This window comes from Mesorhizobium oxytropidicola, from assembly GCF_056174625.1.
On record NZ_CM149692.1, the window covers coordinates 3691517 to 3706650 of the forward strand.

General features: G+C 67.0%; 13 protein-coding genes, 1 pseudogene and 1 riboswitch. Of the genes and pseudogenes, 1 reads left to right on the top strand and 13 read right to left on the bottom strand.

What is annotated here, in order from left to right; translation table 11 throughout:
- Nucleotides 1–6: 6 nt before the first annotated feature.
- The 6 genes and pseudogenes from cobS to cbiE all read right to left on the bottom strand — a co-directional run bounded on the left by cobS (nucleotide 7) and on the right by cbiE (nucleotide 5289).
- Nucleotides 7–783, bottom strand: coding sequence for an adenosylcobinamide-GDP ribazoletransferase (cobS, locus tag AC0V8S_RS18410; RefSeq protein ID WP_475432708.1), 777 nt, complete (start codon nucleotides 781–783; stop codon nucleotides 7–9).
- Nucleotides 780–2099, bottom strand: a complete 1320-nt coding sequence (locus tag AC0V8S_RS18415) for a cobyrinate a,c-diamide synthase (RefSeq protein ID WP_475432709.1) — start codon at nucleotides 2097–2099, stop codon at nucleotides 780–782. The genes cobS and AC0V8S_RS18415 overlap by 4 nt, the downstream gene beginning before the upstream one ends.
- Nucleotides 2096–2914: a uroporphyrinogen-III C-methyltransferase gene (gene cobA, locus AC0V8S_RS18420; protein ID WP_475432710.1), complete on the bottom strand. Its 819-nt coding sequence runs from the start codon at nucleotides 2912–2914 to the stop codon at nucleotides 2096–2098. The genes AC0V8S_RS18415 and cobA overlap by 4 nt, the downstream gene beginning before the upstream one ends.
- Nucleotides 2911–3675 (bottom strand): precorrin-4 C(11)-methyltransferase, encoded by a 765-nt coding sequence (gene cobM, locus AC0V8S_RS18425; RefSeq protein ID WP_475432711.1) that lies wholly within the window; start codon nucleotides 3673–3675, stop codon nucleotides 2911–2913. The genes cobA and cobM overlap by 4 nt, the downstream gene beginning before the upstream one ends.
- Nucleotides 3672–4058, bottom strand: coding sequence for a cobalamin biosynthesis protein (locus AC0V8S_RS18430; protein ID WP_475432712.1), 387 nt, complete (start codon nucleotides 4056–4058; stop codon nucleotides 3672–3674). Before AC0V8S_RS18430 ends, cobM begins: the two co-directional genes overlap by 4 nt.
- Nucleotides 4055–5289, bottom strand: a pseudogene (gene cbiE / locus AC0V8S_RS18435) (precorrin-6y C5,15-methyltransferase (decarboxylating) subunit CbiE). The gene AC0V8S_RS18430 and the pseudogene cbiE overlap by 4 nt, the downstream one beginning before the upstream one ends.
- 1 nt (nucleotide 5290) lies before the next feature.
- On the opposite strand from cbiE, the gene AC0V8S_RS18440 reads away from it, so the two are divergent.
- Nucleotides 5291–6052, top strand: a complete 762-nt coding sequence (locus tag AC0V8S_RS18440) for a cobalt-precorrin-6A reductase (protein ID WP_475432713.1) — start codon at nucleotides 5291–5293, stop codon at nucleotides 6050–6052.
- Here the strand turns inward: AC0V8S_RS18440 and AC0V8S_RS18445 are convergent.
- The 7 genes from AC0V8S_RS18445 to AC0V8S_RS18475 are packed head-to-tail and all read right to left on the bottom strand — an operon-like array spanning nucleotide 6016 to nucleotide 14884.
- The gene (locus AC0V8S_RS18445; RefSeq protein ID WP_475432715.1) at nucleotides 6016–6780 is read right to left on the bottom strand and encodes a precorrin-3B C(17)-methyltransferase; all 765 of its coding nucleotides are present in this window, start codon (nucleotides 6778–6780) and stop codon (nucleotides 6016–6018) included. The two genes, AC0V8S_RS18440 and AC0V8S_RS18445, sit on opposite strands and share 37 nt — an antisense overlap.
- Entirely contained in the window at nucleotides 6777–7535 is a 759-nt protein-coding gene (locus tag AC0V8S_RS18450) for a precorrin-2 C(20)-methyltransferase (RefSeq protein WP_475432716.1), read from the bottom strand. Before AC0V8S_RS18450 ends, AC0V8S_RS18445 begins: the two co-directional genes overlap by 4 nt.
- Nucleotides 7532–8164, bottom strand: coding sequence for a precorrin-8X methylmutase (locus AC0V8S_RS18455; RefSeq protein WP_475432717.1), 633 nt, complete (start codon nucleotides 8162–8164; stop codon nucleotides 7532–7534). Before AC0V8S_RS18455 ends, AC0V8S_RS18450 begins: the two co-directional genes overlap by 4 nt.
- 2 nt (nucleotides 8165–8166) lie before the next feature.
- Nucleotides 8167–9741 (bottom strand): precorrin-3B synthase, encoded by a 1575-nt coding sequence (cobG, locus tag AC0V8S_RS18460; protein ID WP_475432718.1) that lies wholly within the window; start codon nucleotides 9739–9741, stop codon nucleotides 8167–8169.
- Nucleotides 9738–13397, bottom strand: a complete 3660-nt coding sequence (locus AC0V8S_RS18465) for a cobaltochelatase subunit CobN (protein WP_475432719.1) — start codon at nucleotides 13395–13397, stop codon at nucleotides 9738–9740. Before AC0V8S_RS18465 ends, cobG begins: the two co-directional genes overlap by 4 nt.
- 18 nt (nucleotides 13398–13415) lie before the next feature.
- Nucleotides 13416–14453 (bottom strand): cobalamin biosynthesis protein CobW, encoded by a 1038-nt coding sequence (gene cobW / locus AC0V8S_RS18470; protein ID WP_183460580.1) that lies wholly within the window; start codon nucleotides 14451–14453, stop codon nucleotides 13416–13418.
- Nucleotides 14454–14455: 2 nt separating this feature from the next.
- Complete coding sequence (locus AC0V8S_RS18475) at nucleotides 14456–14884, bottom strand: DUF1636 family protein (protein ID WP_475432720.1); 429 nt, start codon at nucleotides 14882–14884, stop codon at nucleotides 14456–14458.
- Between the two features lie 40 nt (nucleotides 14885–14924).
- A riboswitch (cobalamin riboswitch) is annotated at nucleotides 14925–15128 on the bottom strand.
- Between the last annotated feature and the right edge of the window lie 6 nt (nucleotides 15129–15134).

Sequence of the window (15134 nt, forward strand, 5' to 3'; positions counted from 1 at the left end):
GGGGGATCAAGAGAGGGCTACGGAAGCGACGAGCAGCACCGCGATTTCGCTGACCTGCTGCAAGGCGCCGATCGTGTCGCCGGTCTGGCCACCGATCTGGTTGAGGCAAAGGGCATGGAAAGCGGCAAAGAACAGGCCAAGCAAGATCAGCGCGGCGACGGCGCCACCGACCCCGAGCAGGAGCAGCGGGATCGCGCCGAGCACTGCGCCGGCGATCGCGGTTTCAAGCGAGACGGCGCCGGCGCCGGCCGAGAGGCCGTCCGAGCGCGCCGGGGGCAAGAGGTGCATGAAGGCGCCCAGCACGCCGCGCGAGGCCGCATGTGCGGCAACAAGGGCAAAGAGAGCCTGAGTGGGATCCACTAGCTCGGAAAGCACGTTCCAGCGGATCAGCAGCGACAAGGCGAGCGCCATGGCGCCATAGGCGCCAATGCGGCTGTCGCGCATGATGTCGAGCTTGCGGCCGCGCGATTTGCCGCCGCCAAAGCCGTCGGCGACATCCGACAGTCCATCCTCGTGCAGGCAGCCGGTGGTGAGCACGGTCGAGACAAGGGCAAGGGCTGCTGCCGGGCCCATGGCAAGGCCAAACCGTTCCGCCGTGGCGAAGATGATGGCGCCGATCAGACCGACGACGAGGCCAGCGACCGGTGCGGCCCAGATCGCGGCGGCGAGGCTGCGGCCGCGAAAGTCGAGATCGGGCAGGGGCAGGCGGGTGAAGAAGACCAGGCAGAGCGCGATGTCGTCGAGGATTTGCCGTGGCGAAAGGGTCAAATTCGGGAGCTTCATGCGCCGGCCCTCGCTATCGCATGGAAGAAGGTGCCGCTGACATGGCCGCGCCGGTAGCCGGAGGCCCCGATTGGATTGCCCTGGCCATCGGCGAGGTCGGCCAGCGGCTCGTCATTGCCGGTGGACGTCATCTGCGCATAGTGGAACTCATGGCCGCGGATCCGCGCGCCTTGAGCCCCCAGCGGGCAATCGGCGCGCAGCCGCGCCTCGCGGTAGCCGAGGTTCATTTTTCTCTTGGCGAAGCTGGTGGCATGGCCGAGCAGGCCGAGCATGCGGTGCGTCTCGCCGGAAGCATCCTCCAGCGCTTCACCAAGCACCATGAAGCCGCCGCACTCGCCATGCACCGGCTTCGTCGCCGCAAATCTTGACATGCCGGCTTTGAAGGTCTCGGCGGCGGCGAGCTTTCCGGCATGAAGCTCGGGATAGCCGCCGGGCAGCCAGCAGACATCGCAGCTGTCGTCAGGAGCCTCATCGGCAAGCGGCGAGAACGGGACGATTTCCGCGCCGGCCTTGCGCCAACAGGCGGCAACATGCGGATAGAGGAAGGTGAAGGCGGCATCCTCGGCCAGCGCGATGCGTTGACCGGGCGGCTGCAGCGCATCGCCGAAGCCGCCAGCCGCCGGGGTAAGGGGCGTTGCCAGCCTCATCACGGCGTCGAGATCGAGCGATTTCTCCGCCATGTCCGCCAGCCTGTCGAGATGCGCCATCAGATCATCATACTCGCCGGCCTGGACGAGGCCGAGATGCCGCTCAGGCAGGTTCAGGGTAGGGTCGCGTAAAATGGCGCCGACGACGGGCAGGCCAATCGCTTCAATCGCATCACCGGACAGGCGCCGGTGGCGCTCGCTGCCCAGCCGGTTGAGCACGACGCCGGCCATGCGCACATCTGGATCGTAGGTGGCAAAACCCTTGGCGACAGCGGCCGCCGTGGTCGACTGGCCGGACACATCGAGCACCAACAGGACCGGCAGGCCGTAGAGCCGGGCGAGATCCGCGGCCGAGCCGGTTCGCCCCGGCGCGGCCGGAATGCCGTCGAACAGGCCCATGGCGCTTTCGAGGATGACGAAATCGGTGTCGTCGGCCTGTTGCGCGGCGAGCGCATTGAGCAGCGACGGTGGCATCGCCCAGCTGTCGAGGTTGACGCCGGACAGGCCGGTGGCGGCGGTGTGGAAACCGGGATCGATATAGTCGGGGCCGGATTTGGCGCCGCGCACTTTAAGGCCGCGCCGGGTGAGCGCGCGCAAAATGCCGATGGTGACGCTGGTCTTGCCCGAGCCAGAGCGCGGCGCGCCGATGATGATCGCGCGGGCGGTCATGCTTGCCCCGTCAATGCCGCGCGCATGGCGACGATGCCGCCGACGACGATCAGCGCCGGCGAGGTCAGCCCTGCGGCGGCGGCTTCCTCGGCAATGGTGGCGAGCGTGGCGACGACGGTTCGTTCCTGCGGCGTGGTGGCGGCGACGATCACCGCCGCCGGTGTCGACGGCGCCAGCCCGCCATCGAGCAGAGCTGCTGCGATGAGCGGCAGATTGGCCATGCCCATATAGACGACGACAGGCTGACCGGTTCGGGCGACCGCCGCCCAGTCGATGTCGTCGTCGGTGCCGGCGGCGTGGCCGGTCGCCAGGATCACCGCCTTGTTGATGCCGCGCATGGTGGCCGGGATGCCGGTGGCGGCGAGCGCGCTGAGGCCGGATGTCAGGCCCGGCAGCACGCGGAACGGAATGTTTTCACGCGCCAGCGCCAAGGCTTCTTCGCCGCCACGGCCGAAAATATAGGGATCGCCGCCCTTGAGCCGGACGACACGGCGGCCTTCGCGCGCCAGCCGCACCAGCAGAGCGGTGATGTCGTCCTGCTTCATCGACGGTCTTCCGCCACGCTTGCCGGCAAAGAAAAGCTCGGCGTTCGCGGCAACAGCGACGACATCGGGCGAGACCAGCGCGTCATAGACCAGCGCATCCGCCTCGGCCAAAGCCGCCAGCACTTCCAACGTCAGGCAGCCGGGGTCGCCGGGGCCGGCGCCGGCCAGCCAGACATGGCCCGGCTCCAGCCGGCGCGGCTTGAAGTTCAGACGGGCGAGCGCCTGTTCGAGCGTGGCGTTTTCGCCGTTGTTTTTGGTGTTGCCGCTCACAATCCGTCCCGTCCGCGAAAACGCCGTTGGTAGTGGGCGTCGTACAATGAACTCTCGCCAAAGCCTTCCGCCGCCAGCGAGCGGCCGACGAAGATGATCGCGGTGCGCTCCATCGGATCGGCGGCAAGCTGTGCCTCGATGGTCGCCAGCGTTCCGGTCAGCAAGCGCTCATCCGGCCAGGAGGCGCGAAAGACGATCGCCACCGGACAATCGCCGCCATAATGCGGCGTCAGCTCGCTGACGACGCGGTCGATAGCGTGGATGGCAAGATGAATGGCAAGCGTGGCGCCGGTGCGGCCGAAGCCGGCCAGCGTTTCGCCGGGCGGCATTTTTGACGCGCGGCCCGAGACGCGGGTCAGCACCAGGCTTTGCGCGACTTCGGGAATGGTCAGCTCGCGGCGCAGTGCGGCCGCCGCGGCGGCGAAGGAGGGAACGCCTGGTGTCAGCGTGTAGGGGATGCCGTGCCTTTCCAGCCGACGGATCTGCTCGGCCACCGCGCTCCACACCGACAGGTCGCCGGAATGCAGGCGCGCGACATCGTAGCCTGCCTTGTGGGCCTCGACATAGGCCGCCTCGATCTCGTCGAGCGACATAGGCGCGGTGTCGATAAGTTTCGTGCCCGGCGCGCAATGCTGCAGCAATTCAGGCGCAACGATCGAGCCGGCATGCAGGCAGACCGGACAGCTTGCCAGGAGCTTCGCGCCGCGCAGCGTGATGAGGTCGGCGGCACCTGGACCAGCGCCGATGAAATGAACAGTCATGGCGCGTCTCCGCTGATGGCGATGGCGCATGTGACCGGGCCGAGCACGGTGCGAGGGCCGAGCAGCCTGGCGCCGGCCCCGGCAACGGCAAGGGCCGACGCTTCGGAAACCGAGGGCGTGCCGGCGACTTCCTGCGAGAGGCTGGACCTGCTGAGCGTTCCCGGCGCGGCGGCCTGAAGTGCCGCTTCGTCGACGATGATGACCGGAAGGTTCAGCGTGCGGCCAGCGGCGGCGATCGCGTCTTCATCCTTCTTGAGCGCGGCGGTGGCCAATGCAGACAGCGCCGTCATGGCCAGCCCGTGCGCTTCAAGAGCGGTTTCAATCGCGGCAAGCACGTCTTCAACGCCAACGCCTTTTCGGCTGCCGATGCCCGCGACGATCATGGCTTCACCCAGCTCCATTGGGTGACCGGCATGGCAGGCCGCAAGGCCTGCATTGAGCCGACCGGCGAGGCGCGCGAAATGTTTATCCGGGTAAGATCGCCGCCCAGTTTTATGTGCTGAGCGAGAAGCAGGGCTTCCATCTCCAGCGTCACCGCATTGGCGACCAAGCGGCCACCAGGGCGCAGTGCCTTGATGGCGACCTTCAACACCCCGGTGTCGCTGCCGCCACCGCCGATGAAGATCGCATCCGGCGTGTCCAGCCCGGCAACTGCCTTTGGGGCGCTGCCTTCCACCACCACCAGTCCGGGAACGCCACAGGCGGTGGCGTTGCGGTGGATGCGGGCGGCGCGGCTCGGGTCGGCCTCGATGGCAATCGTGCGCATCAAGGGGTGGGCGAGCATCCACTCGATGCCTATCGAGCCCGAGCCGGCGCCGATGTCCCACAGCAATTCGCCGCGCCTCGGTGCCAGCGACGACAGGGTAATGGCGCGAATTTCGCGTTTGGTGATCTGGCCGTCATGGTCGAACAGATGATCGGCGAGACCAACCGTCAGCGGCAGGACACGGGCTTGCGGATTCGAATCAATTTCGATGGCCAGCACGTTGAGCGGATTGATGTTTGCGAGGTCGAAAGCATCGGCGCGGGCGGAGCGCTTGTCCTCTTCGGACCGCCAAGAGCCTCCAGAACCGTCAGCCGCGAGGCGCCGAAATCGAGTTCGGTGAGCAGGCGGGCAATTGCCGCCGGCGCTTCACCATCCGATGTCAGCGCCAGGATGCGTGCGTTTGGCTGCAGCAACGGGCGAAGCAGGTCGAGCGGCCGGCCATGCAGCGAGACGGTCTCGATATCCTGCAGCGCCCAGCCAAGACGGGCGGTGGCCAGCGAAATGGCCGATGGCGCGGGAATGACATGCATATCCCGTGGCTCGACCTTGCGGGCGAGGGTGGCGCCGACGCCGTGGAAAAAAGGATCGCCAGAGGCGAGCACGCAGACGTTCCTGCCGGCAAGCGCCAGCACCTCGCTCATTCCCGCATCGAAAGGGACCGGCCAGGGGCAGGGCTTGCCCTTGGCGAAGGACGCGACAAGGGCCAGATGCCGCTTGCCGCCGAAGATGAATTCGGCTCTGGCAATCCGCTGCTTGGCCTCGTCGCCGAGACCCGCTAAACCGTCCTCGCCGATGCCGATCACCGTCAGCCATTTCGGTCTGGCGCCGCGCGAACTTTCAGCAGGCATGATGACCCACCGCATTCTGATCCTCGGCGGCACCACGGAAGCCCGGCAACTGGCGAGCAGACTGGCGGTACGCGCCTCGGTTACGCTGTCGCTGGCCGGCCGCACCGAAAGCCCGGTCGCGCAAGGCGTCCCCGTGCGAAGCGGAGGCTTTGGCGGCGCCGATGGTCTGGCCGCCTATCTCAGGCAGACCGGCGCCGACTTGCTGATCGACGCCACGCATCCCTATGCGGCGCGAATCTCCGTCAATGCCGCGCAAGCCGCGCGGCTGACCGGCGTGCCGATCCTTGCCCTGCGCCGTCCCGGCTGGGAGCCCGTCGAAGGCGACCGCTGGACGGAGGTCGATACAACCGGCGATGCCGCGCAGGCGCTTGGACCGGCGCCGCGCCGCGTCTTCCTGGCGCTTGGCCGGCAGGAGGTTGCCGCTTTCGAAGCCGCACCCAAGCACCATTATCTCATCCGCAGCGTCGATCCGGTCGAGCCGAAGCTGGCTGTGCCCGATGCTGACTATCTGCTGGCGCGGGGCCCGTTCCACGAGCCGGACGAGCGCGCGCTGCTCGAAAAGCATCGCATCGACGTCGTCGTCTCCAAGAACAGCGGCGGCGCTGCCACCTACGGCAAGATTGCCGCCGCGCGAGTGCTTGGCATCGAGGTGATCATGGTGCGCAGGCCTGATCTGCCGGAGGTGCCTTCGGCTGAAACCGTCGATGAGCTCGCCGCGATGATCGATCATTTTGTCGAGCCCGCTGCCGAGCGCGGCGTGTAGACCAGCGCCGGCCTGTCGCCGCGCTTGATGATGCGAGTTTCCGGCGAGCCGATGATGATGCAGGTCGCCATGTCGGCCTTCTGCGCGTCGACATCGGCCAAAAGGTAGACCTCGATGCGTTCGTCCGGACGGCCGGCGGCGCGGCCGAAAATCACAGGCGTGGTGCCGGGCAGGATCGCGGTCAGGCATTCGAAGGCGCGGCCAAGCTGCCAGGGACGGGCCTTGCTGATCGGATTGTAGAGCGCGATGACGAAGCCGGCGCCGGCTGCCGCCAGGAGGCGCAGTTCGATCAGCTCCCACGGCTTCAGATTGTCGGACAGCGAAATGGCGCAGAAATCATGGCCGAGCGGGGCGCCAATGCGGGCGGCAACGGCGAGCATGGCGGTGATGCCGGGCACGACCGCGACATCGACCGCGCGCCATTCGGCCGGCCCTGCCTCGATCGCCTCGCAGACGGCGGCCGCCATGGCAAACACGCCGGGATCGCCGCCGGAAACCACGGCAACGTCATGGCCCTCGGCGGCCTTGATCAAGGCATCCCTGGAGCGGGCGAGTTCCTCGCGGTTGTCGGAGGCGACGCGGGTCTGGTCCGGGCGCAGATCCAGCCGGTCGAGATAGGGCTTGTAGCCATAGAAGAATTTCGCCTCGGCGACGGCGCGGCTGGCTTCAGGGGTGACCTGATCGGCATTGCCGGGCCCAAGGCCGATGACGGTGAGACGGCCGCTCATGCCTGTGCCCCCAGCGCGCCAGGCCGGCCGGACCAGCCGGCGACCAATATGATGGCGAAGTAGGGCGCCTTGTCGTCCTGTTTGTCGGCAAGCTTCATCGAGACACTGCCGGCCATGGTGCCGCGCTCGACATAGACGGCGCGTGTCAGCTTGCCGGCGGCTTCCAGCGCCCGCCTGATCTTGGGCAGATTGCGGCCGACCTTCATGATGACGGCGGCGTCGGTGTCGGCCAGCCGGCGGGTCAGCTCGAACTCGCTCATCGTGCCGGGCAAAACCGTCAGCACGTCATCGCCCTGGACGATCGGCACACCGGTCTGCGACCAGCAGCCGGACATTGCGGTGACGCCGGGGATGACTTCCGTGGGGAAACGATGAGCGAGGCGCACATGCAGATGCATGTAGGAGCCGTAGAAAAGCGGGTCGCCTTCGGACAGGACGGCAACCATTTTGCCGGCTTCGAGGTGTTCGGCGACTTTTTCGGCCGACTCTTCGTAGAAACCAGTGATCTGCGCGCGGTAGTCGTCGTGATCCTTGTCGATTTCGGTGGTGACGGGATAGAGCAGCGGCAGCTCCAACATGTCCGGCCGGAAGCGCGCCTCGACGATGGCGCGGGCATTGCTGTTGTTGCCGCGCTTGGCGAAATAGGCCACCACATCGGCCTCGGCCAAGGCCCTCGCGGCCTTAAGCGTCAACAATTCGGGGTCGCCGGGACCGGTACCGACGCCGACGAGACGGCCTTTTGGAAGCGCGTTCACAGGCCGGGCCTCGCCAGCGAATTGAGCGCGGCGGCGGTCATCGCGCTGCCGCCAAGCCGGCCGCGCACAACGGCATAGGGCACGCCATAGGAATTCTCGGCCAGCGCATCCTTCGATTCGGCGGCGCCGACGAAGCCCACAGGCATGCCGATGATGGCCGCCGGCTTCGGCGCGCCATCACGCAGTTTTTCCAGGAGATAGAACAGCGCGGTCGGCGCATTGCCGATGGCGACGACCGAACCCGCCATGCGCTCGCCCCACAGGTCGATGGCGGCAGCCGAGCGGGTGTTGCCGATCGCCTTGGCGATGTCGTGCGTGCGCGGGTCGCGCAGCGTGCAGATCACCTCGTTGCCGGCCGGCAGCCGGGCGCGGGTGACCCCATGCGAGACCATTTCCGCGTCACAGAAGATAGGCGCGCCGGCCGCCAGAGCCTTGCGGGCGGCGGCAACGAAATCGCTGGAGAAGACAAAATTCTTGGCGGCTTCGACCTGGCCGCAGGCATGGATCATGCGGATGGCGACATCGGCCTCGGCGTCCGAGAAGCGCGACAGGTCCGCCTCGGCGCGGATAATGGCAAAGGAGCGCTCGTAGATCGCCGTGCCGTCGTGGATATAGTCGTAGGCGGCCATGCTCATTTCCGTTTTTTGGTTTGGGCCTGTCGGTAAGCCTCGGCGATTGCCGCCGGCCCGAGCCTTGTCAGGCAAGCGGCGGCGGTTTCGCCTTGATATCGTGCGCTGCGGATCATTGCTGCGACGCGACTGACGCCGCGCGCGGCGTCATAGCCCGGCCTGTAGCCGGCAGGAAGGGCCTTTGCCGTCGCGTTCACGACAAGTCCGGCTCCATTTTCGCCGCCGACGATCGTGAGCGCCGCCGGGCCGGGATGCGCGCAGCCCTTGGCGCAGCCGGAAATGTGCAGCGTGAAGTCGAGGCTATCGGCGTTTTCGGCGGCGATCGCCTCGGCGAGGTCGCGCGTGGCGATGCGGCCGGAGGCGCAGGCCGGCGTGCCGGGGCAGGCGGCAATGCGGGTGCGCGGGTCGGCGGGGGCGGTGACGAAGCCGAGGGTGGCGGCGGTGTGTTGCAGGGGCTGGGTGGCGGCGGATGGTTGGCCGAGGAAGAGCAGGGCGCGGCCTGGGGCGAGGCGGATTTCGGTGGTGCCGAGGGTGAGGGCGTGTTGGGTGAGGGCGATGATCTTGTCCGCGGGCATGCTGCCGTAGGGAAGGCCGATGCCGAGGGCGAAAATGTCGCCGGCTAAGGGGAAAAGGCCGATAGGTTTGCGCGAGGCGCCCCCCTCTGTCCTGCCGGACCCGGCCCTCCGCTGTCGCTCCGGGCGTTCGTCGCTCGGAAAGCCAAGCAATTGGCTTTCCGTCCGCTGCGCTGACCACTCCTCACCCCCCACAAGTGGGGAGATCGGCAGTTTCGGCGCCGGCTTTCCCTCGTCAGCCATGGAAACTGGCGAAGGCGGGCGTGCATGAGCAATCTCCCCCCTCGTGGGGGAGATGTCCGGCAGGACAGAGGGGGGCGCCTCGCGCAAACCTGTCAAACATAGCCAACCCGCCAGAGACGCCAATTGCCTCTCGGACAAATCACGCGCATGGGCGTCGCGGCCCTTCTCAGCAACCATTCGGAGAGCAGCGACAGTGATATCGCGCGCTGCATCGTCCTCAACCGTCGCAAGCAGTTTCGGGCTTTGGCCGTCAACAGCGACAGATACAGTCCACAGAACGCCTTCGCCGCACTGCACCGCCTTCAGCCGCACATCGGCCGTCACCGCATCCATCGTCAGTTGTCCGCCGCCATCGACAATGACCGACACCTTCGGCCCAAGCCGCTGCGTCAGCCCAGCTTCTTCGACCGCCACCCTGATCCGCTCAGCCAGCGGCCGGGGACCGGCGATCTCCTGCGGATCGATGCCCGCCAGTGGCCCGGTCTCCACCGGCACGCCAGTGCGCACGGCAATGCCCAGCGCATCGACCTCCGCCGCCAGCAGTGCTGCGCTCTCCGCCGTCAGACCGCGTATCTGCAAGCTTCCACGCGCGGTGACTTCCATGATGCCGTTGCCATGCCGCAGAGCGGATTCAGCTAACCCGATCAACAGCTTCGGCGTCAGCCCTCCAGCAACCGGATTGACCCGTACCAGCAGCCCATCACCCGTCAGCATCGGCGCCGACAAGGCCGGACAGGCGCCGCGACGTGAGAAGGCGTTCATGCCGCCACTCCCAGCGCCTCGGCCTCGGCAATCAGCGCGGCGAGATCGTCGTCGATGGAATTGCGCAAGGGGTGCCAGAGGCCACGCCGGCGCGCCGACAGGAAGCGTTCGGCGATGATTTTCGCGGCGGCCGGGTTTTCCCGCAGGATGAAAGCGCGAACTTCCGCGTCGCCGACATAGGCATCGTGCACCGCCTCGATCAGCGCGCCTGAAATAGCGTGAGTGGTTTCGGCGAAGCCGACCAGCCGGTCGACGGTTTCGGCGAATTCGGAGGCGCCGCGCGGGCCGTGGCGCATCTGGCCTGATATGAATCGGGCATTGACGGCGCGGGCGCGCACCACCCGCGACACGGCCTCACTGATCGAGCGTGGCTTGGGTTTTTGCGGGTCTGTGGTGTCGAGCACGATGACGTCGGCGTTCCGGCCAAGCGCGGCAAGGGCGGCGGAAAAGCCGCCGATGAAGGCGACGTCGGCGGAACCTTCAAGAATATCGCGGCCGGGATCATCGCCGGTGTGGACGAGAAGATCGGCCTCGGCGATGCGGGTTTCGAAAGCGCCGGGCGCGGAGATACCTTCGCCGCCGGCGCCGCCATAGGCGTGCGAAGTGGCGTCGAGATAGGCGCGGCCGATCTCTTCGCGCGCGCCCCAGTCGCCGCTCGATAAAAGATCCTCCACGCCGGCGCCATAGGTGCCGGGCGAGGTGCCGAAAATGCGGGGGCTGATCTTGCCATCCGCGCGCGTCCTGGCCGCGAGCGGATTTTCCGAATCCTCTTCGTCGCGCGCGGCAACGGCGTTGGCGGCGGCGTCGATCAGCGCGATCTGGGTCGGGAACATGTCGCGGAACAGGCCTGAAATGCGCCAGGTGACGTCGACGCGCGGGCGGCCAAGTGCTGCCGGCGGCAGCACCTCGATGCCGGTGATGCGGCCGGTGGCAGTGTCCCATTGCGGCCGGCAGCCCATCAGCGCCAGGCCTTGGGCGATCTCTTCGCCGCCGGTGCGCAATGAGGCCGAGCCCCAGAGATCGATGACCAGCGAGCGCGGCCAGTCGCCATGCGACTGGAGGTAGCTGCGCACCACTTCTTCCGCCGCCGCCCTGCCCAGATCGTAGGCGGTCGGCGTCGGCATGGTGCGTGGGTCCGAGGTGAACAGATTGCGGCCGGTGGGCAGCACGTCGGACCGGCCCCGCGCTGGCGCGCCGGCCGGACCGGCCTTGACGTGGCGGCCATCGAGCGCGGCAAGCAGCGCCGACCTTTCAGCCTCTGCACTCTGGCGGCGCATGGTATCGGGCTCGTCTTCAGCCGCCCGGCCATAGATGTGCAGGCCATCCTTGATGGCGAAGTCCTTGAGGTCGCAGAGCCAGGCGTCGATGCGGCGCAGCGCCTCGTCGGGCGCATCGGTCCTGGCAACGCCGGCTTCGGCGGCGAGACCAGTCTTTTGCGCGGTGTCGACGATCAGCTTTGCCAGGCGGTCGCGGCGGCGGCGGTCGAGCCCGTCGGCCTGGGCGTATTCGTCAACCAGGCGCTCGAGTTTGTGCTGGTTCTCGTCCAGTCCGGCGCCGGTCAGCGGTGGCGGCAGATGGCCGAGCGTGACGGCGGCGATGCGCCGCTTGGCCTGCGCCGCTTCGCCCGGGTTGGAGACGATGAAGGGATAGATGACAGGTACTGCACCGGTGACGATCTCGGGAAAACAGGTTTGCGACAGCGCAACCGTCTTGCCGGGCAGCCATTCCAGCGTGCCGTGCGCGCCGACATGGATCAGGGCGTGGACGCCGAGCGACTTGCGCAGCCACAGGCCGAAGGCGAGCAGGGCATGGCGCGGCGGCAGGGTCGGGTCGTGGTAGTCGGCGCGGCGGTCGGCCGAGCGGCCGCGATCGGGGGCCAGCGCCACGGTGATGTTGCCGAAGGTCGCGGTGCGGAAGGGGAAGCACTTTTTGCTTGATAGCGAAGGTTTGCGCGAGGCGCCCCCCTCTGTCCTGCCGGACATCTCCCCCACTTGGGGGGAGATTGCGCCCTTATCTCCGCTTTCGCCAATCTCCAAAGATGCGAGAGGGGGCGAAGCGCTGAAGCTGCCAATCTCCCCCCTTGTGGGGGAGATGTCCGGCAGGACAGAGGGGGGCGCCTCGCGCAAACCTGTCTCTTCTTCTGCTTTTCCCCACGCCGCCTCGACGGCGGTCATTGCCTCAACGTGCAACTCCTTCGAGAAGGAGAGATACTCCTCCAGTCCCAGCCCATCATTGCCCCGCTCCAGCAAGTCCAACAACGCTCGCGGCGATTGCGGAATCCCCTCAACCACATAACCCTGTTCGCTGAGGTCATGTAGCATGGCGAGCACACTCGACGGGACATCAAGGCCGACCGCATAGCCAGTCCTGCCCGGCGCACTTGGGTAATCCGGGATCAGGATAGCCAGCCTGCGCTCGGCGCGCGGCGTCTCCTGCAACTTGATGAAGGCGGCCACACGGTCGGCCACCTGCGCCACGCGATCCGGTTCCGGCCGGTTGGCGAAGGCGCGGTGGCCAAGTGCCGGATCGACATCGCTTTCGCCCTTGAAGGAAATGGCGCCAGCGAGGATGCGGCCGTCCAACTCGGGCAGCACGACATGCATGGCAAGGTCGGCGGGCGCCAGGCCGCGCTGGTTGTTTTCCCAGACGTCGCGGCGGGTGGTGGCGACGATGACCTGGAAGACCGGCACGCCGGCGCGGTCGAACAGGGTTTCGACGCCGGGCTCAGCACCGGAGGCGAAGGCGGTCGCGGTGATGATGGCGGCGGGTTTAAGTGCGGCCAGTGCAGTTTCGACGAAGGCGAGGGAGATCGGGTCTTTCAGGCTGGAGACGAAGATGGGGACCGGGAGCATGCCGCGCTGGCGCAGTGTTTCAAAAAGGGCGTCGATCGGTGCGACATCGGCGGCGAGCAGCATCGAGCGGTAGAACAGGATGGGAATGACGGGAGCGGCGTTTCCCTCCCCCTCGAGGGGAGGGTGGCCCGCAGGGCCGGGTGGGGTCGGTACGACCGGGTGTGGCGTTTCTTTTGAGTCGGCGCGTTTCGGAGAGGACCCCACCCCCGGCCTGCGGCCGGACCCTCCCCTCGAGGGGGAGGGGAAGACGCCGCGGCTTGGCTCGTAGTAGCCGGCCTTTGGCACTGCCACCGGCTCCACAACGGCAGTATCCCGTCCAGCCAAACTGGCCAGCCTCTGCACCAGCGCATTCATATTCGCCAGACCGCCCTCGCGGAAATAGCCGAGCAGGCTATCCAATTCCTGGCGCGGCAGCGTCGAGGCTTCGATCAGCCTGAGGTCCTCGTCATGGCTCTCACCTGGCAGCAGCGCGAGCTTTATGCCGCGTTCGCGGGCGATCGTGGCCAGCTGGTCGCAGCCATAGCGCCACCAGTCGTAGCCGCCGAGGATGCGCACCAGGATGATCTTGGCATGGCGGGCGACGCTGTCGATCCAGAGGTCGACGGACATGGGATGGCGCAGGTCGCGCAGAGCGGCCAGCCTCATCGAGGGCAACCGGCCGGCGTTGGCCTTCCACGCGGCCGCCAGGCCGGCGAGGTCGCTGTCGGTGAAGGACAAGGCCACGATATCCGCCGGCGTCTGCCGCAGATCGACCGGCTCGGCGAGATCGTCGAGCGAGGCGGAGGTCGTGGTGAGGATATGCATCGCGGCCCGTGTCTGAAATCAGCCGGCGAGTATACGCTCGATCGCCGGGCGGTTCAGCCCCTTCAGGCCGATCACGACGAGGCGCGAGCGTCGGTCGTCCTCGGCGGTCCAGGCGCGATCGTAGTAGTGGTTGACGCGCGGGCCGACGGCCTGCAGCAGGAGCCGCATCGGCTTGCCGCCGACCTCGACGAAGCCTTTCACGCGCAACACGTTTTCCTGTTCGGCGGCGGTGGCGACGCGCTTTGCCAACTCGTCCGGATTGGCGATCGAGGCAATGTCGACGATGAAGGTGTCGAAGTCGTCATGCTCATGGTCGAAGGCGCCGTCATGATGGGATTTGCGGTTTTCGATGTCGTCCTCGACGGCGAGACCGAGTCCGAGCAGTACGGAAGGATCGACCTTGCCGTGTGCTGTCGGCACGATCTTCACGGCACGGGCGGAATGTTCGCCAATGATGGCGTTGGCGCGGGCCGAGCCGGCGGCATCCATCAGGTCGCTCTTCGACAGGATGATCAAATCGGCGCAAGCGATCTGATCCTCGAACACTTCCTCGACCGGGTCGTCATGGTCGAGGCTGTCATCCTGCGCGCGCTGCGCCTGCAGCGCGTCCATATCGTTGGCGACGCGGCCTTCGGCAAGTGCGGGACCATCGACCACGGCGATGACGCCGTCGACCGTCACGCGGCTCTTCACCGTCGGCCACTGAAAAGCCTGGACCAGTGGCTTGGGCAGAGCGAGGCCTGAGGTTTCGATCAGGATGTGGTCGACTTTCGGCGTCAGCGACAGGATTTGATCGAGCGCCGGCACGAAATCGTCGGCGACGGTGCAGCAGATGCAGCCATTGGCCAGTTCGACGATGTTTTCCTCCGGGCAGGTGTCGATGCCGCAGCCCTTCAAAATCTCGCCGTCGATACCGATGTCGCCGAACTCGTTGACGATGATGGCAATGCGCTTGCCGCCGGCGTTTTCCAGGAGATGGCGGACCAGCGTCGTCTTGCCGGCGCCGAGGAAGCCGGTGACGACGGTGCAGGGGACGCGGGAGACGGAAGCGCTCATGATCAATCCTTCAACAGGTCGAGAGGTGGAATGCGGGCAACGAGGCCGCGCTTGAGGGAATCAGGCCGGCCGCGCCATGGAATGAGGCCGTCCGTCGAGGTGGCGAAGAGCTTTGCGCCGGTGACGAGGTCGGCGCCGCTGGTCGCGGTCAGGTCGCCGAACACATAGCTCCAGCAGCCGTCGCGCAGGATCGCCGCACTGAGGCGGCGCTTGCAATTGCCGAGGCATTCGACCGTGCGCACGCGGATATGGTCGTCAGACGCTGCACGGCGCGTGTCATCAGCCAGCAGTTCGCCGGCGCGGGGATGAGCATCTGAGCCGGTTTCGTCACGGCAGGAAGCGCAGACGATGACGGTGACGCCGGCCAAGGCACCGCCGTCGGCGGACGAATTGTCCGCTGTGCCAGCCGAAAAACTGCTGTTCTGGTCCAAAAAGCCGGGCTCCTTGCCCGGAAACCCGCCGGGCGATCGGATTCTCTTGTCGCAGACGGCAGGTCTCCTGGCTCGCGGGTCATCGCCTTGGGTGCCGCCTTCCCGGGAACATCCCAGTGGCTTTCGGCCTTGGCTCTTCGCTTACAGTTGCGGGGACAGCCGCGGATTTGGGATTTTGTCCCGCACCGCATTCCCTCTTAGCCCCTGCCGTTGCGGGCAAGGGACCATCTGGACCGGATTTAGGCTTTTG

Coding starts and splice junctions, on each gene's coding strand:
- cobS (WP_475432708.1), bottom strand. CDS start 783: ATGAAGCTCCCGAATTTGACCCTTTCGCCACGGCAAATCCTCGACGAC.
- AC0V8S_RS18415 (WP_475432709.1), bottom strand. CDS start 2,099: ATGACCGCCCGCGCGATCATCATCGGCGCGCCGCGCTCTGGCTCGGGC.
- cobM (WP_475432711.1), bottom strand. CDS start 3,675: ATGACTGTTCATTTCATCGGCGCTGGTCCAGGTGCCGCCGACCTCATC.
- AC0V8S_RS18430 (WP_475432712.1), bottom strand. CDS start 4,058: ATGATCGTCGCGGGCATCGGCAGCCGAAAAGGCGTTGGCGTTGAAGAC.
- AC0V8S_RS18440 (WP_475432713.1), top strand. CDS start 5,291: ATGACCCACCGCATTCTGATCCTCGGCGGCACCACGGAAGCCCGGCAA.
- AC0V8S_RS18445 (WP_475432715.1), bottom strand. CDS start 6,780: ATGAGCGGCCGTCTCACCGTCATCGGCCTTGGGCCCGGCAATGCCGAT.
- AC0V8S_RS18455 (WP_475432717.1), bottom strand. CDS start 8,164: ATGGCCGCCTACGACTATATCCACGACGGCACGGCGATCTACGAGCGC.
- cobG (WP_475432718.1), bottom strand. CDS start 9,741: ATGAACGCCTTCTCACGTCGCGGCGCCTGTCCGGCCTTGTCGGCGCCG.
- AC0V8S_RS18465 (WP_475432719.1), bottom strand. CDS start 13,397: ATGCATATCCTCACCACGACCTCCGCCTCGCTCGACGATCTCGCCGAG.
- cobW (WP_183460580.1), bottom strand. CDS start 14,453: ATGAGCGCTTCCGTCTCCCGCGTCCCCTGCACCGTCGTCACCGGCTTC.